General features: G+C 72.1%; 16 protein-coding genes. 7 read left to right on the top strand and 9 right to left on the bottom strand.

Features of this window, described 5'->3' with window-relative positions; translation table 11 throughout:
• Positions 1–243 precede the first annotated feature (243 nt).
• Complete coding sequence (gene pcrA, locus ABD54_RS13440) at positions 244–2,592, bottom strand: DNA helicase PcrA (RefSeq protein ID WP_047869817.1); 2,349 nt, start codon at positions 2,590–2,592, stop codon at positions 244–246.
• 167 nt (positions 2,593–2,759) lie between these two features.
• Here pcrA and ABD54_RS13445 point away from each other — a divergent pair, with 167 nt between their 5' ends.
• Positions 2,760–3,689, top strand: a complete 930-nt coding sequence (locus tag ABD54_RS13445; protein ID WP_047869818.1) for a nucleoside hydrolase — start codon at positions 2,760–2,762, stop codon at positions 3,687–3,689.
• A 193-nt stretch (positions 3,690–3,882) separates the two neighbouring features.
• On the opposite strand, the gene ABD54_RS13450 is transcribed toward ABD54_RS13445, so the two are convergent.
• Complete coding sequence (locus tag ABD54_RS13450; RefSeq protein WP_047869819.1) at positions 3,883–4,554, bottom strand: response regulator transcription factor; 672 nt, start codon at positions 4,552–4,554, stop codon at positions 3,883–3,885.
• Between the two features lie 157 nt (positions 4,555–4,711).
• The gene (locus tag ABD54_RS13455; protein ID WP_047869820.1) at positions 4,712–5,914 is read right to left on the bottom strand and encodes an ATP-binding protein; all 1,203 of its coding nucleotides are present in this window, start codon (positions 5,912–5,914) and stop codon (positions 4,712–4,714) included.
• 219 nt (positions 5,915–6,133) lie between these two features.
• Here ABD54_RS13455 and ABD54_RS13460 point away from each other — a divergent pair, with 219 nt between their 5' ends.
• Both ABD54_RS13460 and ABD54_RS13465 read left to right on the top strand, forming a co-directional pair.
• A complete protein-coding gene (locus tag ABD54_RS13460; RefSeq protein ID WP_047869821.1) occupies positions 6,134–7,546 on the top strand; it encodes a PspC domain-containing protein in 1,413 nt (470 codons plus the stop codon).
• The gene (locus ABD54_RS13465) at positions 7,533–7,757 is read left to right on the top strand and encodes a hypothetical protein (RefSeq protein ID WP_047869822.1); all 225 of its coding nucleotides are present in this window, start codon (positions 7,533–7,535) and stop codon (positions 7,755–7,757) included. Before ABD54_RS13460 ends, ABD54_RS13465 begins: the two co-directional genes overlap by 14 nt.
• Positions 7,758–7,956: 199 nt before the next feature.
• Here the strand turns inward: ABD54_RS13465 and rsmA are convergent, their stop codons facing one another.
• Complete coding sequence (rsmA, locus tag ABD54_RS13470) at positions 7,957–8,838, bottom strand: 16S rRNA (adenine(1518)-N(6)/adenine(1519)-N(6))-dimethyltransferase RsmA (RefSeq protein ID WP_047869823.1); 882 nt, start codon at positions 8,836–8,838, stop codon at positions 7,957–7,959.
• Positions 8,839–9,450: 612 nt separating this feature from the next.
• Here rsmA and ABD54_RS13475 point away from each other — a divergent pair.
• The 3 genes from ABD54_RS13475 to ABD54_RS13485 all read left to right on the top strand — a co-directional run bounded on the left by ABD54_RS13475 (position 9,451) and on the right by ABD54_RS13485 (position 13,998).
• Positions 9,451–10,545: a CaiB/BaiF CoA-transferase family protein gene (locus ABD54_RS13475; RefSeq protein ID WP_047869824.1), complete on the top strand. Its 1,095-nt coding sequence runs from the start codon at positions 9,451–9,453 to the stop codon at positions 10,543–10,545.
• A gap of 165 nt (positions 10,546–10,710) precedes the next feature.
• A complete protein-coding gene (locus tag ABD54_RS13480) occupies positions 10,711–13,062 on the top strand; it encodes a hypothetical protein (RefSeq protein ID WP_047869825.1) in 2,352 nt (783 codons plus the stop codon).
• Positions 13,063–13,647: 585 nt separating this feature from the next.
• On the top strand, positions 13,648–13,998 hold the full coding sequence (locus tag ABD54_RS13485; protein WP_017567895.1) for an STAS domain-containing protein: 351 nt from the start codon (positions 13,648–13,650) through the stop codon (positions 13,996–13,998).
• A gap of 145 nt (positions 13,999–14,143) precedes the next feature.
• Here the strand turns inward: ABD54_RS13485 and ABD54_RS13490 are convergent, their stop codons facing one another.
• A complete protein-coding gene (locus ABD54_RS13490; protein ID WP_047869826.1) occupies positions 14,144–14,839 on the bottom strand; it encodes a M50 family metallopeptidase in 696 nt (231 codons plus the stop codon).
• Positions 14,840–15,108: 269 nt separating this feature from the next.
• Between ABD54_RS13490 and ABD54_RS13495 the strand changes: the two genes are divergently transcribed.
• The gene (locus ABD54_RS13495) at positions 15,109–15,627 is read left to right on the top strand and encodes a hypothetical protein (protein WP_235432054.1); all 519 of its coding nucleotides are present in this window, start codon (positions 15,109–15,111) and stop codon (positions 15,625–15,627) included.
• Positions 15,628–15,784: 157 nt separating this feature from the next.
• On the opposite strand, the gene ABD54_RS13500 is transcribed toward ABD54_RS13495, so the two are convergent.
• From ABD54_RS13500 to ABD54_RS13515, 4 genes are all read right to left on the bottom strand, one after another.
• Positions 15,785–16,228 carry an SRPBCC family protein gene (locus ABD54_RS13500; protein WP_047869828.1) on the bottom strand — a complete coding sequence of 148 codons (444 nt, stop codon included), beginning with the start codon at positions 16,226–16,228 and terminating at the stop codon, positions 15,785–15,787.
• 57 nt (positions 16,229–16,285) lie between these two features.
• A complete protein-coding gene (locus ABD54_RS13505; RefSeq protein ID WP_047869829.1) occupies positions 16,286–17,287 on the bottom strand; it encodes an NUDIX hydrolase in 1,002 nt (333 codons plus the stop codon).
• A complete protein-coding gene (locus ABD54_RS13510; RefSeq protein WP_082166808.1) occupies positions 17,284–19,395 on the bottom strand; it encodes an RNA degradosome polyphosphate kinase in 2,112 nt (703 codons plus the stop codon). The genes ABD54_RS13505 and ABD54_RS13510 overlap by 4 nt, the downstream gene beginning before the upstream one ends.
• A 165-nt stretch (positions 19,396–19,560) precedes the next feature.
• Positions 19,561–20,493 carry a CPBP family intramembrane glutamic endopeptidase gene (locus ABD54_RS13515; protein ID WP_200904105.1) on the bottom strand — a complete coding sequence of 311 codons (933 nt, stop codon included), beginning with the start codon at positions 20,491–20,493 and terminating at the stop codon, positions 19,561–19,563.
• Positions 20,494–20,536: the final 43 nt, after the last annotated feature.

A 20,536-nucleotide genomic window follows, 5' to 3' on the forward strand; every position in this document is an offset into this window, starting at 1 on the left:
CCGCGCCCCGCCAAATCGGCGGTTTGTGGTGTTCCCGTTCGGGGTAAAGCCCGTTTCCTGTTCCGCTTCCGTGTTTCCTTGGAAGCGCCTCCGAGTTTACCCGCACCGAAGCAGTGCTCGGAACGGTGATCCGGAGGAAGGGGTTGACCGGCCCGTCCGCGGGAACCGCGTCCGTCTCGCTCGGTCTTCCCCAACTCTACCCCCGGCTCGGAGTGCTCGGGACACGTTCGCCCGAACCCGGCCTCAGAGCTTCTCGATCGGCGCGTACTTGACCAGGAAGTCCTTCTCACCGATGTCCGCGCCGAAGTCGATGCGGGCCTTGGTCCTGTCCCCGGCCCCCTCCACCAGCTGCACCCGGCCCATGCCGAAGGAGTCGTGGTTGACCAGATCCCCCACGCTGAGCGCGGGCGCCTCCTTGGCCGCCCTCGCTCCCCCTCGCGGACGGGAGCCGCCGCCGAAGGTGCCGCCGAAACCGCCCCCGCCGCTGCCGAAGCCCCCGGAGCCACGGCCGCCGATGCTGCGGCTGGGCGGTGCGGCCAGGGTGGACTCGGCGCGGCGCCAGTCGACCAGGGGCGAGGGGATCTCGTCCAGGAAACGGGAGGCGGGGTTGTAGGAGGGGGTTCCCCAGGCGCTGCGCACGGCGGCGCGGCTGACGTACAGCAGGCGCTGCGCACGGGTCAGGCCAACGTAGGCCAGGCGGCGCTCCTCCTCGAGCTGCGTCTTGTCGCCGAGCGTGCGGGTGTGCGGGAACACCCCGTCCTCCATCCCGGTGAGGAAGACCGCGGGGAACTCCAACCCCTTGGCCGCGTGCAGGGTCATCAGCGTGACCACGCCGCCCTCGTCGTCCTCGTCGGGGATCTGGTCGGTGTCCGCGACCAGGGAGATCCGCTCCAGGAAGTCGACCAAGGTCGGCGCTCCCGGGTCGACGGCCCCCGCGGCCTCCTCCCCGTCCTCGGCGGGCTCCTCCTCCAGGAGGGCGGCGAAGGTGTGCTCGAACTCGCGGGCGACGTCGACGAACTCCTCCAGGTTCTCCACCCGGCTCTCGTCCTGGAGGTCCTTGGACTCGGCCAGCTCGGACAGGTACCCCGTCTTGCTCAGCACCGCCTCGACGATCTCCGCGGGCGTGCCCTCGGGCACGGTCTTCTCCAGCTCCTCCAGCAGGGCGGTGAAGTTGAGCACCGCCTTGACCGAACGGGCGGCCATGCCGGGGATCTCATCCACCCGGCGCAGGGCCCGGGAGAAGGAGATGCGCTCGCGTGCGGCGAACAGCTCGATCGACTCCTCCGCGCGGGCGCCGATCCCGCGCTTGGGCACGTTGAGGATGCGCCGCAGGCTGACGGTGTCCTCGGGGTTGGCCAGGACCCGCAGGTAGGCGAGGACGTCGCGGATCTCCTTGCGCTCGTAGAAGCGCACGCCGCCGACGATCTTGTAGGGCAGCCCGGTGCGGATGAACACGTCCTCGAACACGCGGGACTGGGCGTTGGTCCGGTAGAACACCGCGACCTGGCCCGGGGTGAGCGTTCCGTCGTCGGTGAGCTTGTCGATCTCGCCGACCACGAAGGCGGCCTCGTCGTGCTCGTTGTCGGCGACGTAGCCGACGATGGCCGGCCCGTCGCCCTGTTCCGACCACAGGTTCTTGGCCGGGCGGCCCTCGTTGCGGTCGATGACCGCGTTGGCCGCGGACAGGATGGTCTGGGTGGAGCGGTAGTTCTGCTCCAGGAGGATGGTGCGCGCGTCGGGGAAGTCGCGCTCGAACTCCAGGATGTTGCGGATGGTGGCGCCGCGGAACGCGTAGATGGACTGGTCCGCGTCGCCGACCACGCACAGCTCCGCGGGCGGCACCACGCTGGTGTCGGAGCCCTCGGCCACGCCGACCAGTTCGCGGATGAACACGTACTGGGCGTGGTTGGTGTCCTGGTACTCGTCGACCATGACGTGCCGGAAGCGGCGCCGGTAGTACTCGGCGACGTCCGGGAACATCTGGAACAGGTTGACGGTGACCATGATCAGGTCGTCGAAGTCCATCGCGCCCGCCTCGTGCAGGCGGCGCTGGTAGAGCTGGTAGGCCTCGGCGAGCTTCTTCTCCTGCTCGGTCTGGGCCTGTCCGGCGAACGTGTCGTAGTCGACCAGCTCGTTCTTGAGGTTGGACACCTGGGCGGAGAAGGACTTGGGCGGGAACCGCTTGGGGTCCAGGTCCATCTCCTTGCACACCAACTGCATCAGGCGCGCGGAGTCGGCGGAGTCGTAGATGGTGAAGCTGCTCGGATAGCCGAGCCGGGCGGCCTCCCTGCGCAGGATGCGCACGCACGCGGAGTGGAAGGTCATGGTCCACATGCTGTTGGCGGCGCGCACGCCCAGCAGCGCCTGGATGCGCTCGCGCATCTCGGCGGCGGCCTTGTTCGTGAAGGTGATTGCGAGGATCTCACCCGGACGGACGCCGCGCGCGGCCATGAGGTGGGCGATGCGGTGGGTGAGGACCCGGGTCTTGCCCGACCCGGCACCCGCCACGATCAGGAGCGGGGACCCGCTGTGGGTGACGGCGTCGCGCTGGGGACCGTTCAGACCTTCGAGAAGCTGTTCTTGGGAGGACACGGCATCCAGGTTACGGCCGCCCGGTGACGCTGCCGCCCCCGTCCACCGGGACGGCCCCCCGCAAGCCCGTCTTGTCGGGCAAAAGCTCCCTGACCGGCGTCTTACCCTGTTTCGGTAGGGGCCTCCGGTCGGGGGCCCTCGTGTTCTGAGAGGGAGTTTCCTTGAGCATGCGTGTGTTCGTCGACTGCGACCCGGGGATCGACGACGCCGTCGCGCTCGCCTACCTGGCCGCTCGGCCCGAGGTGGAGATCGTCGGCGTCGGGGCGGTCTTCGGCAACAGCAGCGTGGACGTCACGGCCGACAACGCGCTGCGGCTGCTGGAGCTGTACGGCCGCCCGGACGTCCCGGTGGCGGTGGGCGCCGCGCGTCCGCTGGTGCAGCCGCCGAAGCTGGCCGCGCACGTGCACGGGAGCAACGGTCTGGGGGACGTGGAGCTGCCCGAGCCCGCGAATCGGCCGGTGTCGGAGACGGCGGCCGCACTGCTGGTGCGCCTGGCCCGTGAGAACCCGGGCGAAATCGACGTGCTGGCCGTGGGGCCGCTGACGAACCTGGCGATCGCGCTGGCCCTGGAGCCGGAGCTGCCGAGGCTGGTGCGGCGCCTGGTGGTGATGGGCGGTGCGGTGCGCGTGGCGGGCAACGTGTCCTCGCACGCCGAGGCCAACATCAGCAACGACCCGGAATCGGCCGAGGCGGTGTTCGCGGCGGGGTTCGACCTGGACCTGGTGGCGCTGGACATCACGATGAAAACGGTGGCCACCACCGAGTGGCTGGCTGAGCTGGCCGCGGTCGCGGGCGAGCGCGCCGTGCGCACGTCGGCGTTCCTGGACTTCTACGCCGACTTCTACTCGGGGATCTTCGGGGTCCGTCAGTGCGCGATGCACGACCCGCTGGCCGCGGCGGTGCTGGTGGACCCGCACCTGGTGACGGAGTCCTTCGAGGCCCCAGTGCAGGTGGAGCTGACCGGGACGCTGACGCGGGGGATGACCGTGGCGGACCTGCGCCCGCGTCCGCGGGACGACGAGCGCCGCCCCGCGCGGGTGGTCACGGGCGTGGCCGAGGACGAGTTCCTCGGGCGGATGCTCGACTCGCTGCGCTGAGCGGCTTCGCCGGGGTCGTCCACAGGTCGCGGGAGGGGGTGGCGGCGCGCCCCGGACGGTGGTCCCATGGATAAGGGGGGTCCCCGGGGCCCCTGCTTCGCCGTGCCCTGCGGTCCGCCCCCGGCCGCTGGCCCGGACTCCGTGGCCCGCGCCGGGCGAAGCGCACGCGGGGGCGCGGCGTCCGGCGCCGGACTCAGACCAGCCTGCGGGCGGTGGCCCAGCGGCTCAGCTCGTGGCGGTTGGACAGCTGGAGCTTGCGCAGCACCGAGGACACGTGCGTCTCCACGGTCTTGACGGAGATGAACAGCTCCTTGGCCACCTCCTTGTAGGCGTAGCCGCGCGCGATGTGGCGCAGGACCTCGCGCTCGCGCTGGGTGAGCCGGTCCAGCTCGGGGTCCACCGGCGGGGCGTCGGTCGCGGAGAAGGCGTCCAGTACGAACCCGGCCAGGCGCGGGGAGAAGACCGCGTCGCCGTCGGCCACGCGCACGATGGCGTCGGCCAGCTCCCTGCCGGAGATGGTCTTGGTGACGTAGCCGCGGGCGCCGCCGCGCACCACGCCGATGACGTCCTCGGCGGCGTCGGAGACCGACAGTGCCAGGAAGCGGATCTGGGGGTGCTGGGCCAGGACACGGCGCAGCACCTCCACGCCGCCGCCCCCGGGCAGGTGGACGTCCAGCAGGACGAGGTCGGGCTGCTTCTCACCGATGACGTGCACGGCGGCGTCGACGTCGCCGGCCTCGCCGACCACGTTCACGGCGCCGCCCAGCTCACCGCGCACACCGCTGCGGAACAGCCGGTGGTCGTCCACGATCACGACGCGGGGGACCGCGTCACCGCTACTGAAGGTCGTGTTCTCGTCTGCCACACCGTGGACTCTACCCACGGCGGGGCGGACGGGGACACCGGCGTCGGGGGCTGTCCGCTTCCGGCCGTCATCCGAGACCGTCACCGGCCGTTCCGGCGTTCGCTCCGGCAGCGGGGCCGGCGACCGGGGCCGCCCGTGCCCCGCGCCCGGTTCGGGGCTAGGGCAGGTCGGGGATGCGCGGCATACGCAGCTGCACCTCGGTGCCCTCTCCGGGGCCGGTGCGGATGCGCGCGGAGCCGCCGTGGCGTTCCATCCGGCCCAGGATGGAGCCGCGCACGCCCATGCGGTCCTCGGGGACGGCGTCCATGTCGAACCCGGCGCCGCGGTCGCGGACGAACACCAGCACCTCCTCCTGGTCGACCTCGCCGAACACCGAGACGCTGTCCGTCCCGGCGTACTTGGAGGCGTTGACCATTGCCTCGCGGGCGGCGCGGAGCATGGCGGCCAGCGCGTCGTCCATGGGGCAGTCGCCCACGCACACCACTTCGAGGGGGACCCCGTGCTCCTCCTCGACCTCGGCGGCGACGCGTTCGAGCGCGGGCGAGACGGTGGTGTCGGCGTCGGCGGGCCGCTGGTAGAGCCAGCTGCGCAGGGCGCGCTCCTGGACGCGGGCGAGGCGCTGCACCTCGCGGGGGTCCTCGGCCCGGCGCTGGATGAGGGTCAGGGTGTGCAGGACGGAGTCGTGGATGTGGGCGGCGAGTTCGGCGCGCTCGGCGTTGCGGATGCGCTCGCGGCGCTCCTGGTCGCGTTCGCGGACCAGCCCGATGATCCAGGGGGCCACGATGAGCGAGATGCCCGCGAGCACGGTGAAGGCGAAGGTCAGGCCGGCGCGGGCGTTCTGGAGCTGTTCCTGGAAGACCAGGAAGCCGATGGCGCCGACGACGACGAGCAGCACGCCCGCGCCCGCGCGCATGATGCCCTTGGGTGAGGAGCGGCTGACGGTGCTGGTCATCCACTGGTCGCGCTGGGACGGGTTGGCCTGCTGCCAGAGGATGATGCCGCCGAGGGCGCCGAAGACCACGAACCACAGCAGCGGGTCGAAGACGCCGCCGAAAAGGAGGAACAGGAGGCCGAGCCCGGCGGCGAGACCGACGTAGGCGACGAGCTGGGAGAGGTCGCGGCCCTTGCGTCGGCTCTCGGACTCGGCTGTCGCCTCCTCCGGGGGGTCGTCGGGGACGAAGAAGTACAGGGCGGCGTAGACGGCGATGCCGATGCCGCCCACGGACAGCGCCATGAAGGCGAGGCGGACCACCACCGGGTCCAGGCCCAGGTGGCGGGCGAGCCCGGCGGCGACGCCGCCGAGGAGCCTGCCCCTGACCGCGCGGGTGAGCCGCGGGGTGTCCGCGGCCGTTGCTGCCACCGCCCGATCACCGCTTTCGTCCGTGCGGCGGGGAGGATGTACGCACCCGCCGCGTTCGTGGGTCCTGTGCTGTCCAGGATGCCCCCTCCGGAGCGGGCCGGGCATCGGGGGCGCGCCCCTGGTCCTGGCCGGGCCCCCGTCAGGGTGGGTTCAGGGTCGTCCCGGATGTGCTGGTGGGCGGCGGCGGGTGACCATGGGTGGGTGAGGAGAGCGCGGTGAGTGACCATGACTGACGACCCGGTACCGGAGGGCGCCCCGGCCGCGTCGGCTTCCGTTACGGCGGAGGCGGACGCCGGGGCTTCCGTGCGCGAGCTGCGCAAGGGGGACGAGGACAAGGTCCTGGCCGGTGTGTGCGCGGGCCTGGGCCGGTACACCGGGGTCGATCCGGTGGTGTGGCGCGCGGCCTTCGTACTGACCTCGTTCGCCGGGGCGACGGGTCTGCTGCTCTACATCGCCGCGTGGATGCTCATGCGCGACGCCCAGGGTGTTCCGGCGACGTTCGAGCAGATGCTCGACCGCAGCATCCCGCCCCGTACGGTGCCCAAGCTGCTCGCGGTGGGGTTGGCGGTCGCGACGACGTTCAGCCTGGTCGGCGGACTGGGGTGGTCGACGCTGGTGCTGGCGGTGCCCCTGGTGCTGGGGCTGCTGGCCGCGCGCAACCGGGGCGTGGACCTTCGGACGGCGTTCACCGAACTGCGCGAGGACCTGCGGGCCACGGACCCGCCGCCCGCGACGCCCTCCCCGGAGCCGACCGCGACCTACTACAACCCGGCCCAGCCGTGGGCGTCCGCGCCGCAGGGGCCGGTGGACCTGGCGGTGGTGGCGGAGCGCGGCGCCGGGGGGGACGAGGACGAGGAGGAGGGTCGTTCCGGCGAGTCGGGCGGGTCCGACGCGCGGGTGGTGCAGGACGGGGCGTGCGGTCCCGAGGGCAGGCGTCTGCCGCTGGCCTCCCTGGCCCTGTGGACGGTCGCGGTCGGGGCGATCGTGGTGTCGGTGCTGGAGTTCGGCTGGTCGTCCTCGCTGTGGAGCGGGCGGACGGCCGACCTGCTGTTCGGACCTGAGACCGGGGTGTTCTTCCTGGCCGGGTCGCTGGCGGTGGTCGGCGTGTACGCGCTGGTCGGCGCCTGGGCGGGTAACCCGCGAGGGCTGCTCCCGATGGGCGCGGCGGCCGTTCTGCTGCTGGTGCTGGCGTCGGTGACCGACCTGGCACGGGTGCGGATCGGCGACGAGACGTGGCGGCCGACCACGGTGGCCGCGGCGGAGTCCGGCGACCACCGGCTCACCGTGGGTTCGGGGACCCTGGACCTGACCGGGCTGGAGGACTTGGAGCCCGGCGAGGCCATCGACGTGTCGCTGTGGATGGGGGCGGGCCGCGTGGAGCTGGTCCTGCCCGAGGACGCGGAGGTCGCGGTGCACTCGACGATCGGTCTGGGGGGCGTGGACTTCGGCGAGGGCGGGCGGGACGACGTGTTCGGGGTCACCCTGGACTACGAGGAGGTCCACGGGGCCGCGGCGGAGGCCGGGGCCCGGGACGAGGAAGCGCGGGGCGGCGACGGGGCCGGGGCCCCGCGGATCAACGTGCGCACCGACTCACTGGTCGGCGTCGTGGAGGTGAAGCGTGGCGGAGCGTAGGACTGACTGGGGCTCGCTGGTCGCGGGCCTGCTGTTCCTCGGCCTGGCGGTCGGGTTCGTCATGCGCGGCACGGGCGACTGGGAGTTCAACGTCCTGTGGGTGCTGCCGGTGCTGTCGGCGGGCCTGGTCGCGGCCGGGGCGGCCCGAGCGCTCGCCCGGCACCGGCGCGAGCGGCCCGCAGCGAAGAGCCGCTCCGACACCTTGGACTGACGGCCCCGTCTCCGGAGGCGGGGCCGCGAGAACCACGAGGGAGAACACAAGGACCCGCTGGGGACGCGGGAAACGCGGGGCGCCGACCGGGACGGGGAGGCGCCCCGCGGCTCGTCCCGCGAAGGCGGGGCGCCGCGGGCGCGGCCGCTGTCAGGGCGCCCGGTGGCGGGCGGGGCGGATGCCCTCGGCCCGCCGTGGCTCAGGGCCGCGGGCGCTGCTCGGCGATGGCCGCGAACTCGGTCACGTCCAGCGACTCGCCCCGGGCCGAGGGGTCCACACCCGCCGCGCGCAGGGCGGTCTCGGCGGCGGGCGGCGAACCGGCCCACCCGGCCAGGGCGGCGCGCAGGGTCTTGCGGCGCTGCGCGAAGGCGGCGTCGATCACCCCGAACACCTCCTCCCGGCTCGCCGTGGTGGCGGGCGGCGGGCGGCGGATGAGTTCGACCAGCCCGGAGTCGACGTTGGGGGCGGGCCAGAACACGTTGCGGCCGACGGCTCCCGCGCGGCGGGCCCCGGCGTACCAGGCGACCTTGGCCGAGGGCACCCCGTAGACGCGGCCGCCCGGGGAGGCGGTGACGCGGTCGGCGACCTCGGCCTGCACCATGACCAGGACCCGCCGCAGGCTGGGGAGCAGCTCCAGCAGGTGCAGCAGCACAGGGACGGACACGTTGTAGGGCAGGTTGGCCACCAGCGCCGTGGGTTCGGGTCCGGGCAGCCCGGTCACGCGCATGGCGTCGCCGTGGACGACGGTGAGCCGGTCGGCGAGGTCGGGCGCGTGGTCGGCGACGGTGCCCGGCAGTGCCCCGGCCAGCGCCGGGTCGATCTCCACGGCGGTCACGTGGCGCACGTGCGGGAGGAGTGCCAGGGTGAGCGAGCCCAGGCCCGGGCCGACCTCGACGACGGCGTCCTCCTCCGTGACCCCCGCGACCCGCACGATGCGGCGGACGGTGCCGTGGTCGATGACGAAGTTCTGGCCCAGGGTCTTGGTGGGCCGGATACCGAACCGCTCCGCCAGCGTCCGCACGTCGGCGGGGGTGAGCAGGCGGGAGCGGTCGTCGGGTGCGGGTGTCTGTGTCACCCCCACATCTTGCCAGCTCCCGCGCGTCGTCCCGTTTGCGGCGAATCCGGGCGGTGGCCGCCCGCTCCTCCGGCCGCCGTTCCGCTCCGGGCCCGGGCCGGTCGAACGGGTGCGTGCCGCAGTGGGGCCACTGGCTCCGCCAGTCGCCGCCGACGCTGTCGTGGGGCTGCTGGGAGCGCCGGGTCTGCTCGGCGGGGGCGGCGGGCGCCCTTCCCCGGGGCCGGGGCCTCCGGGGTGCTTGACATAACGGATTCGTCCTTTTCGGAAAGTTCGGTACGGTTTTCCCGTGCTCCGTCCGCACGTGTGCGCTCCGGTGCGCCGTCACCGGCGGCGGGGTGGCGGAAATTTTTTCCGGGACCGGAGAAGGGCTCTCCCGCCAGCGAGCGCCAGCACATTAACACCCCTTGCCGAAGCATTTTTGCATCTGACCGAAAAGGCACAGAGACCCGCGGACCCGCGAAAGCGAATTCCCTTTCCCCCTTTATCGCCTTTTCCGTTCCCCTCTCCCCGGCGCACCGCGGAGGGTGCCGACGCGGCGCGCTGGAGCCGGACCCTGCACAATGAACCGAGCGCCGTTCTGGTCGCGCGCGCTCCCTCTACCGCCTTGGAGACCTCCCCATGGGACCCCTGAACGGAATCCGCGTCCTCGAATTCACCGGGATCGGCCCGGCGCCGATGGCCGGAATGCTCCTCGCCGACCTGGGCGCCAGCGTCATCCGCCTCGACCGCCCCGCGGCCGCCGACGCGATGAACTCCGGCGCGGACGGGCCCCACATGAGCGAGGGGCGCACCGTCCTGCCCGCCGACCTCAAGTCCGAGGAGGGCCTCGCGCTCGCCCGCGACCTGGCCTCCCGCGCCGACGTGCTCCTGGAGGGCTTCCGCCCCGGGGTCATGGAGCGCCTGGGCCTGGGACCGGAGGCCTGCCTGGAGGCCAACCCGCGCCTGGTCTACGCGCGGATCACCGGCTGGGGCCAGGACGGACCGCTGGCCCGCACCGCCGGGCACGACATGAACTACATCTCCGTGAACGGCGCCCTGCACTCCATCGGGCGCGCGGGCGGCCCGCCGGTGCCCCCGGTCAACCTCCTGGGCGACTTCGCCGGGGGCACCATGTTCGCGGTCACCGGCGTCCTCGGCGCGCTGGTCGAGCGCCAGTCCTCCGGCCTCGGACAGGTCGTGGACGCAGCGATGGTGGACGGCAGCGCGCTGCTGATGTCGATGCTGCACGAGGACCGCGCGCGCGGTTCCTGGAGCGACGAGCGCGGCACCAACTACCTGGACACCGGCGCCCCCTGGTACGACGTCTACGAGTGCGCCGACGGCCGGTACGTGTCGGTGGGCTGCATCGAGCCCCAGTTCTACGCCGCGTTCCTGGAGGGCGTCGGCCTGGCCGGGGAGGACCTGCCCGACCAGTGGGACCGGTCGGGCTGGCCCCGGCTGCGGGAGCGGTTCGCCGAGGTCCTGCGCACCCGCACCCGCGACGCGTGGGGAGAGGTTTTCGAAGGCGCCGACGCCTGCGTGACTCCCGTTTTGTCCCTGGAGGAGGCACCCGAGGACCCGCACGTGCGCGCCCGCGGCTCGCTCGTGCGCGACGGTGACCGGATCGTGTCGGGCCCGGCGCCGCGATTCGACCGAACCCCGGGCGGGGTCACCCGTGGCGCCCGGCAGCCCGACACCGCGCGGACCCTCCGGGACTGGGGTATCGCCCCCTGACCGAAACCCCGGCCGCGCGCCGTCGGGTTCCCGACCCGAATCCCCCTCACGCCCGCCGTCGCCCGTGCCGCCCCACGCGCGGGGCCCCGCGAATCCCCCTACGCGGCGCTGGGAGTGGCTAGGGTGAGCGACCAGTCCGGCTGAGCGCGCGACGGGGGGTCCGCCATGCCACGACGGCTCGTCACACCGGAGGCGCGCTGGGGAAAGCGCCTGGGTGCCCTGCTGCTGTCCGCCGCGGTGCTGCTGTGCGCCGCGCCCGCGGCGTCCGCCGCGGTTCCCGCCGAGACCGACGCCCTGCCCGGGCCCGGGGGACCGGCCGGGCAGCGTGAGGGACCCGTAGTGCTCGTGGGGGTGCCTGGGCTGCTGTGGCAGGACGTGAACCCCGGGACCACGCCGACCCTGTGGGGGATGGCCGAGGAGGGTTCGATCGGCAACGTGTCGATCCGCACGGCCACCTCGCGCACCTGCCCGACCGACGGCTGGCTGTCGGTGTCGGCCGGGCAGCGCGCCCTGTCCATCCGGGAGCGCTTCACGGTGTGCGAGGCCGCCCCGGAGCCCGAGCGCACCGGCTCGGGCGCGGTCGTCCCGGGTTTCGACGCCTACGTCAGCCAGAACGCGCGGACCGCCTTCCAGGCCCCCGTGGGGCTGCTCGGGCAGACCGTGCGCGAGGAGGGCGGGACCACGCTCGCCGTGGGCCACGGCGCCGCCCTGGGCGTGGCCGACGCCTCCGGGCGGGTGGACCACTACGTCGACGACCTGCGCGAACTGACCACCGACCGTCTGGAGGGGGTCTCCCTCGCCGCGGTCGAACTGGCCGGGCTCACCCGCCTCTACCCCGACTACCCGGACCCGCCGATCACCGACGAGGAGGCCCGCGAGGCCGCCCAGGAGCCGGTCGGCGAGGACGCCGACGAGGACGAGGAGGCGGAGGGGGAGGCCGGGGGACCACCCGAGCCCGACCCCGAGGACGTCCCCGAGTGGGAGCGCGACAAGGCGCTGGCCGACATGGACGAGCGGCTGCGGACGCTGGAGCGCGTACTGCCGACCGGCTCGTCGCTGATGGTGGTCGGCGTCTCCATGGACACCGGGCCCTCCGAGCTCACGGTCGCCGTCTCCGGTGAGGTCGCGGAGACCGGGTTCAGCGGTGAGGGGGCCTTCCTGGCCTCGGACTCGACCCGCCGGGCCGGGCTGGTGGTGCTCACCGACACCACGCCGACCGTCCTGACCGCCCTGGGGATGCGGGCCACCGAGCCGACCAGCGGCCGGGCCTGGCACCTGGCCGACCGGCCGCCGGCGACGGATGAGGCCGTCGGGCGGCTGGTGGAGTTCAACACCGCCGCGGTGGTGGTGGGCGCCGCCATACCGGGCTTCTTCAGCGGTCTGGTCGCCTTCCAGTTGCTCGTCTACGCGGCGGCGGCCTACGCGCTGCACCGCTACTCCAACCGGCAGCGCGGCAAACGCGCGCGCGTGCTGACGCTGACGCGGGCGGTGGCGCTGGCCGGGGCGGCCTTCCCGGTGGCCAGCTACCTGGCCAACCTCATCCCGTGGTGGGCCTCGTCCTCTCCCCTGTTGTCGCTGCTGGTGTGCGTCCTCGCCGCGGACGCCCTGGTGGTGGCACTGGCCATGGCGGGGCCGTGGCGGCGCACCGCCCTGGGCCCGATGACGGTGGTCGCGGGCGCGACCACGGCGGTGCTCTTCCTGGACCTGTGCTCCGGCGCCTACCTCCAGATGAACTCGCCCACGGGGTACTCGCCGATCGTGGCGGGCCGGTTCTACGGGGTCGGCAACATCGCGTTCGCGACGTTCGCGACCGGCATGCTGATGACGGTGGCGGGGATCTCGCACGAACTGGTCTCGCGGGGCTGGCGCCGCTCCGCCGTGGCGGTGGCCCTGGTCGTCGGTGCGGCGACGGTGCTGATCGTGGGCTGGCCGGGCCTGGGCACCGACTTCGGCGGGGTGATCGCGCTGATACCCGGCGTGGCGGTGACGACGATGATGATCGCCGGGGTGCGCGTGACGGCGGTGCGCCTGGCCGTGGTGGCCCTGGTGACGGTGGCGGCGATCTCGCTGATCTCGTGGCTGGACTACCTGCGCCCGCCGGGGGACCGCAGCCACCTCGGGGCGTTCGCGGGCCAGGTGGTCAGCGGCGAGGCTGGTGCGGTGGTGGCCCGCAAGCTGAGCGCGATGCTGGGGACGCTGGGCAACTGGCAGCTGACCCTGCTGGCGGCGTGCGCGCTGGTGTTCCTGTTCGTGATGCTGCACCGGCCGACCCACTGGCGGATCGGCGCGCTCCAGGTGGCCTACGAGTACGCGCCGACGCTGCGGGCCGGACTGACCGGCTCCCTGGTGACCGCGCTGGTGGGCTTCGCGGTCAACGACTCCGGGGTGGCGATACCGGCGATCGCACTGACGGTGGTGGTACCGCTCACACTGTCGGCGTGCGTGTGGGCCCTCCAGCAGAGGGACGAGGACCGGACACCGGCCCCCGAACCCGCCGAGAACGCCCAGTGCATGTGATGCATACCTCATAAAGCACACGGGGAGCAAAGGACGCGAGCACGACCTTGCGTCGCTCACGTCACGAATCGGCCACGGCGCTGTGGTAAAGTCCGTGGCTGGACGGCCTCTCGTGGGAGACACCCGGCGTTCCGCCGGGCGCGGAGCGGTCCGACCGACCGTTCGGAAGAGGCCAGGCACCGCCCTCCGACGGCCACCCCCGCCGCACCGGCGGGGAATGCCCGCCCCCGCGGGCTGGTTTGCACAGTTGCCGAGGGCGGGAGTGGCCCGAGGCAGCGGCTCGGCGCCCACCGGCGCACCGTCCGTTCTCGCCGCCTCCATCGCAAGGGCACGGACACGCAGGAACTTCCGGCCCGGGTCCGTACGTTTGCCCGATGACTCCGTTTCACTCGGGCCCGTCCGGCAGACCCAGGCGAGAAGGGCGTTTCACCCCCGACCCGGGGGCATCACGCAAGGAACTTGATGAACCATCAGCTTGGCCACCGCGCTAACACGACCAACGTCCCGGTCGGCGCGCGCTCGTGGAGCCGCGTGCGGCCCACCGCGCCGACCCGTCGGGCGAGGCCCGAATACGCCGGAGTCGCCATGCCCGACCTGAACATCTCCTCCACCCTGCACGACGCCGGACGCGTTCTGGCGTTGGACGGGGAGATCGACATGGCCACCGAGCACCGCTTCCAGGAGGCGGTGACCGAGGCTCTGACCACGCAGCCCTTCGGCCGTGTGGTCCTGGACTGCGCCGACCTGCGGTTCATCGACTCCAGCGGTCTGCGCGTCCTGATCCGCGCGCACAAGGCGGCCAAGGAGCAGAAGGCGGTCCTGGCGATCGCCTCACCCATCCACCGCGTGCTCCAGACCCTGCGGGTGACCTCGCTCGACACGCGCATCCCCGTCTTCACGACGGTCTCGGAGGCGCTCACGGCGCCGCGCGCCTAGGTCGTGCCGCCCGCGACCTCCGGGCAGCCCCCGGACACACGGCGGCAGCGGACACGGCCGCACCGCACGCGAGAGGGGCGTGACCACAGCGGTCGCGCCCCTTCTTCGTATCCGGGTCCGTCGCCTTCGCGATCGGCGGACCGGCCTAAAAGAGCAGCAACCAGACACCGAGGCCGGTCACAGCCGCGTTGACCAGGAAGAACACCACGACCCACATGGTTCCCGGCACGCCGGTGAGACGGGCGAGCTGGTCGGCGTCGGAGTGCGGTGAGGGGTTGCGCCTGCGCTGGGCCTGGAGTTCGATCACCGGTCGCACGCCCGCGAAGAGCAGGAACCAGATGAACAGGTAAGCGAAGGCCGCCTGCACCTCCGGCGGGGTGAACCAGCTGATCCCGAACACCACCGCGCCGGTCACCACGATCGACACCACGCCGTAGACGTTGCGGATCATCAGGAGCATGGCGGCGAGCACCACGATGCTCAGCCACAGCAGGGCGGTGACACGGTCCGACATGAGCATGAGGATGCCGAGCAGGCCGATGACCGACGAGGCGACGTAGCCCGCGAAGACGGTCAGGACCATGCCTATACCGGTCGGCTTGCCCCGGGAGACGGTGACCCCTGAGGTGTCCGAGTGCAGGCGGATCCCAGTGAGCTGGCGGCCGCTGAGCAGGGCGACCAGAGCATGTCCGCCCTCGTGGGCGATGGTGACGACGTTGCGCCCGATCCGCCAGGGCGGTCCGAGCAGCACGGCCGCCAGTGCCAGCACCGCCGCGGTGACGATGATCCACCGCTCCGGTTCGGGCTGGACCGACAGCACTTCCCGCCAGACGTCGCCCAAGGTTGTTCCCACGTGTGCCCCCGACTCTGGTTCGACCCGATCGTGCACGGGCCCCACCGGTGCGCGCCGCGGTTGCCGGGAGACGCGTGGAACAGGGACCCTTGCCGAACTTTAGGGCATGTGCGGACGTTCCGTGTTCTGTCGTGGAATCCGAGCGCTCTCCGAGAGCAATGTTGATTTCCTTGCGCCGATGAACTGGCCAAACGAGGGTCGCCAGCCTACATTCATCACTGTCAGTGATTTTCTGGCTACTCAAAGCAAGGATTATTGTGAAGCGTATCGCTGGACTCGCCCTTATGGCCCTGACCGCCGGTGCCGTCATCGGCGCCTCCTCCCCCGCCGTCGCGGACGAGGAGCACAACGGATACCACGGTCACCACGACAACGGCTGGCACCACGACCACGGTGACAACGGGCACGACCGCGGCGACAAGGGCGGGGACCACAAGGGCGGGGACGACGACAAGGGCGAGAAGGGCGACCGCGACGGCCGCGAGGGCCGCGACGGCGACGACCGGCGCAAGGGCGACCACGAGGGCCACGGGGACAAGGACAAGGACAAGAAGGACAAGCGCGAGAAGGGCGACCGCGACGGCCGCGACGGCCACGACCGGCGCAACGGCGACCACGAGAACCGCGACGGCCACGGGGACAAGGACAAGAAGGACAAGCGCGAGAAGGGCGACCGCGACGGCCGCGAGGGCCACGACCGGCGCAACGGCGACCACGAGGACCGTAGGGGCAAGGACCACAAGGACGGCTACCACGAGGACGACGACCGGCGCTAGCCGCCGGGTCCGCGCGTCCGGCTGAGCACGGCGCGCCCGCGCGGGAGGGGGCGCGCGGCGCAGACGCGAAGGACCCGCTCTCCTCACCGCAGCGCCGCCCGCGGCCCCCGATCCGCGGGCGGCGCCAGTCGTGTCGTCCGGACGGGCGGGCGGCCGATCAGCCCTCCCGCGCCTCCGCCGCGGCCTTGAGGCGCACCAGGGTCTGCTCGATGCTCCGCGCGTTCCTGGCGGGCATCCCCATGAGGACGTAGAAGGCCGGAAGGCCCCTGGAGTAGTCGAAGGTCTCCGTGACACGGGTGCCCCCCTCCGCCAGTTCCTCCAATTCGTAGCGCCAGCGGTGCGGGCCGAAGTGCCGCCAGGCGATGAGGCGGTCCTCCTCGTACTCCACCACCCGGTTGGTGATCCGGTAGCCGACGCCGAACATCCTCATGTCCATGCCGAACTCGCTGCCCCGCTCCAGGCGCTCCGGGCCGAAGAGGGTGGAGAGGACGGTGTCGGAGCCGTCGAACTCGGCGTGCCGCTCCGGCGCCGCGATGATGTCGAAGATCCGCTTGGCGGGAGCGTCGACCACGACGCTCCGCGCAACCCTGTGTTTGGCCATGACCGCATCATGGCAGCGCCGCGCGACCCGGTTCCGGCCACCCCGCCGGATCGGTGTTCAAGCCCGGACTGCGTGACGCTCCACCGCCGCCAGTCCTCCGCCCCGAGCGGTGACGTGCACCACCCAGAAGGAGCCCTTGCGCAGCCCCAACTGCTGGGAGAACGGCGCGTCCAGCCGCGTGAGCGCCTCGGCCATGAGCTGCGGGACGAGTTCGCCGTGCGTGCACACGACGGTCGGCCTCCCCTCGGCCAGGACGCGCGCGAACGCCTCGCGGGCCTCCGCCGCGCCGTACGCGGAGCCGTCCGGGGACGTGCGGATCGTGAACGCCCGCTCGGTGCGCGCGGGCACGTCGTACTCCACCGTGTAGGGCAGCAGCGACTCGGTGCACCGCGCCGCCGCCGAAGTCACCACGCGGGGCCGCCCGTAGGCGCCCAGCACCCGGGGCAGCGACAGCGCGTCGGACCGCCCGGTCCCGTCCAGGGGCCGCAGCAGGTCGTCGTCGGTCCAGGCGCCCTTGTCCCCCGCCGACAGGTGCCGCAACAGGATGACGGGGAAGGTGTCCGCGGGCCCGGCCAGGAAGTTGTCGACCACCCGCACGTCGTGGTCGTAGGTGAGACGGTCGCGGGCCTCCTCCACAGGCACCCACTCGACCAGGTCCACCTCGTCGTTGGGCGGGTAGTCGATCCCCGCGGACGGGTCGGCGGTGGTGGCCGCCCACCACTCCACCTGCTTGGGCCAGCCGTCCTTGAGGTAGCGCTGCGGGGGGAGCCTGCGGCCCAGCACGGGGGTCAGGCCGGTCTCCTCGACCACCTCGCGGACCGCGCCGGTCACGGGGTGCTCGCGGCTCTTGAGCTTGCCCTTGGGCAGGGACCAGTCGCCCCGGTCGGGCCTGCGGACCAGGACGATCTCGGTGCCGCCCGCGCCGTCGCGCCACAGCAGGGCTCCCGCCGCGCGGATGGGTTCGAGGTAGCCGCCGATCGCCGTCTCGCGCAGGGGGCCCGCCCCGTGGGCGCCCTCGACCGATCCCTCCACGTCTCCCCCGTTCGGTACGGTGCTCACCCGCCCTCCACCACGCGCAGGTGGCGGTCGCCGCGCAGGCTGTCCTGGAGGTCGGTGAGCGGGCGCCCGTCGCCGTCGCGGGTGAACCGGGTCCACGTCCCGTCGGGTTCGAGCCGCCAGGACGAGGTGGCGTCGTCCATCGCCAGGTCCATGAGGCGCACCAGCCTGCGGCACTGGTCGGTGTCGGCCACACGCACCAGGGCCTCGACCCGGCGGTCGAGGTTGCGGGGCATCAGGTCGGCGCTGCCGATCCACACCCGGGGCCGCCAGCCGTTGGCGAAGACGAAGATGCGGGAGTGCTCCAGGAAGCGGCCCAGGATGCTGCGCACCCGGATGTTGTCGGACAGCCCGGGCACCCCGGCGCGCAGGACGCAACTGCCGCGCACCCACAGGTCGACGTTCACCCCGGCCTGGGAGGCCCGGTACAGGGCGTCGATGATCTCCAGGTCGACCAGGGAGTTGACCTTGATCCGGATGTGGGCGGGCTCGCCCCTGAGACTGTTGTCGATCTCGACGGCGATCTGTTCGAGCAGGCTCTCGCGCAGGGCTCCGGGCGCCACGAGCAGGCGCTGGTAGTGCTTCTTGCGGGAGAAGCCGGTGAGGCTGTTGAACAGGTCGCTGACGTCCTCGCCCACCTCGGGGTCGGCGCTGAACAGGCCGAGGTCCTCGTACATGCGGGCGGTGCTCGGGTTGTAGTTGCCGGTGCCCACGTGGCAGTAGCGGCGCAGCAGCCCGTCGTCGTCGCGGCGCACGACCATGGACAGCTTGCAGTGGGTCTTGAGGCCGACGACGCCGTAGACGACGTGGCAGCCGGCCTGTTCGAGCTTGCGGGCCCACTGGATGTTGTTCTGCTCGTCGAAGCGGGCCTTGATCTCGACCAGGACCACGACCTCCTTGCCCTCGCGGGCGGCCTCGATGAGGGACTCCACGATGGGCGAGTCGCCGCTGGTCCGGTACAGGGTCTGCTTGATCGCCACGACCTCGGGGTCGGTGGCGGCCAGGGCCAGGAAGCGCTCGGTGGTGGTGGCGAAGGACTCGTAGGGGTGGTGGACGAGGACCTCGCGCTCGCGGACGGTGGCGAAGAGGTCGCCGGAGGTCAGTGCGCGCGGCTCGACGGGGACCATGGGCGGGTAGCGCAGCTCGGGCCGGTCGGTGTCGGCGATCTGGGACAGCCCGGCGAGGTTGAGCGGGCCGGGGACCCGGTAGATCTCCTCCTCCTCGGCGCCCAGCTCCTCAGTGAGTATGGCCAGTGCCTCGTCGCTGATGTCTTGTTCGACCTCCAGGCGCACGAGCGGTCCGAAGCGGCGGCGCAGCAGCTCGTTCTCCAGGGAGGTGACGAGGTCGTCGGTCTCGTCCTCGTCCACCTCCAGGTCGGCGTTGCGGGTGACCCGGAAGGCGTTGTGCTCCAGGATCTGCATGCCCTCGAAGAGCTGGGGCAGGTGGGCGGCGACGATGTCCTCGACGGGGACGAACCGGCCGCCCTCGCGGTCGCCCGGTTCGATGAAGCGGGGCAGGGAGCTGGGGATCTTGACCCGGGCGAACATGCGGCGCCCGTCGTGGGGGTCGCGGACGGCGACCGCGAGGTTGAGCGAGCGGCCGGAGATGTAGGGGAAGGGGTGCGCGGAGTCGACCGCGAAGGGCGTCACCAGCGGGTAGATCGAGCGCTGGAAGTAGCCGCTCAGGTTCTCGCGCTCGACGGTCTCCAGTTCGTTCCAGCGCACGACGCGGATGCCGACCTCGCGCAGGGCGGGCGCGACGCTGTCGTGGAAGCAGGCGGCCTGGCGGAGCATGAGCTCGCGGGTGAACCGGGAGATGCGCCCGAGCAGCGCGCGGGGGTGGTGTCCGCTGGAGGAGGCGACGGACAGGCCGGTGGCCAGGCGGCGTTTGAGCCCGGCCACGCGCACCATGAAGAACTCGTCCAAGTTGCTGGAGAAGATCGCCAGGAACCGCGCGCGTTCAAGGAGGGGGATGTCCTCGTCCTCGGCGAGTTCGAGCACGCGCTGGTTGAAGCGCAGCCACCCCTCCTCCCTGTCCATGAACCTGTCGGCGGGAAGCTCGGGCGTACCGGCGGCGGGTCCCTCGGGCGTTGGCGCTGTTTCCGTGCTCACAGTGGGCAGACTCCCCCTTTTCCATGACCGCGAGGTGACAACCCCGTGAGGGGAAAATGACCGCGACACGACTGCTGTGGACCCTCTGTAGTCCTATGCCCGTTCCTGACGTGGTTTTCCCCTTCCGACCGCGGGTTTTACCGTTCGCCCGACGCACGGGTCCGTTCACATGACACCGGTCTGGAGATCGGGGGGCATGAGCATCAGGAACACGCCGACGCGCATCACCACCTGGATCCACGTGTTGCGGAAGCACGTCCACAGGTAGCCGTAGAGGAGGCTGGCCGTGGCGTAGGTGAGCAGGGCCAGGCCGGTGTTGTAGACCAGGTCGGCCCCCGGCAACTGGGACACCGCGTCGTAGGGCTGGATGAGGGCGTAGGTGAGGGCGAAGACCACCGAAGTGGTGACGATGCCGCCCCAGCGGCCCATGAGGATCTCCAGGCGGGTCTGCACCATCCCACGGAAGAAGATCTCCTCGCACACCGCTATGACGGTGAACGCGAGCACGTAGCCCAGCAGTTGGAGGGAGGGCCCCGGCAGCCCCAGGCGCGGGATGAGCAGGTAGCCGAGCAGGATCAGCGCGATGGCGACCGGGACCATCCCGAGCCAGCGCCAGGGCTCGGACACCTTCAGGGCGACCGCGGGCATGGCGGTGCCCTTGCCGTCCAGGGTGATGCCGGAGCGGTCCATGACCAGCAGCGGCAGGGTGAACAGGAACAGCAGGCGCGAGACCAGCGCCTCGGACATGGCCAGGTCGGTGCCGAACACGGTCTCGTAGGTGGCGAAGAGCAGCGACAGCAGCGCCATGGCCGCCACGAAGCCGGTGAGGAAGAGCCCCAGCCAGCCCAGTTCGCGGCCGATGGGGTGGCCGTCCATCGCCTGTACGACGCGGCGGTCCAACTGCTCGCGTGCGCCGAAGCCCCTGACCATGGCCCAGGCCAGGATGCCGCCGACCAGCATCGGGGACCAGGAGACCAGGAAGAGGACCAGGGAGTCGCCCAGGACGTCGGAGCGCAGTACGGGGTTGGAGAGCATCGGCACCGCGACGAGCAGCAGGGCGACCAGCACCCCCCAGACGAGCCCCCATCTTCGCACCATGGTCACAAGAGTCCCCCCTGTCTCAGAACTCTCATTCTGCCCA

Source organism: Nocardiopsis sp. RV163, assembly GCF_001029525.1.
GTDB classification, from domain to species: domain Bacteria; phylum Actinomycetota; class Actinomycetes; order Streptosporangiales; family Streptosporangiaceae; genus Nocardiopsis; species Nocardiopsis dassonvillei.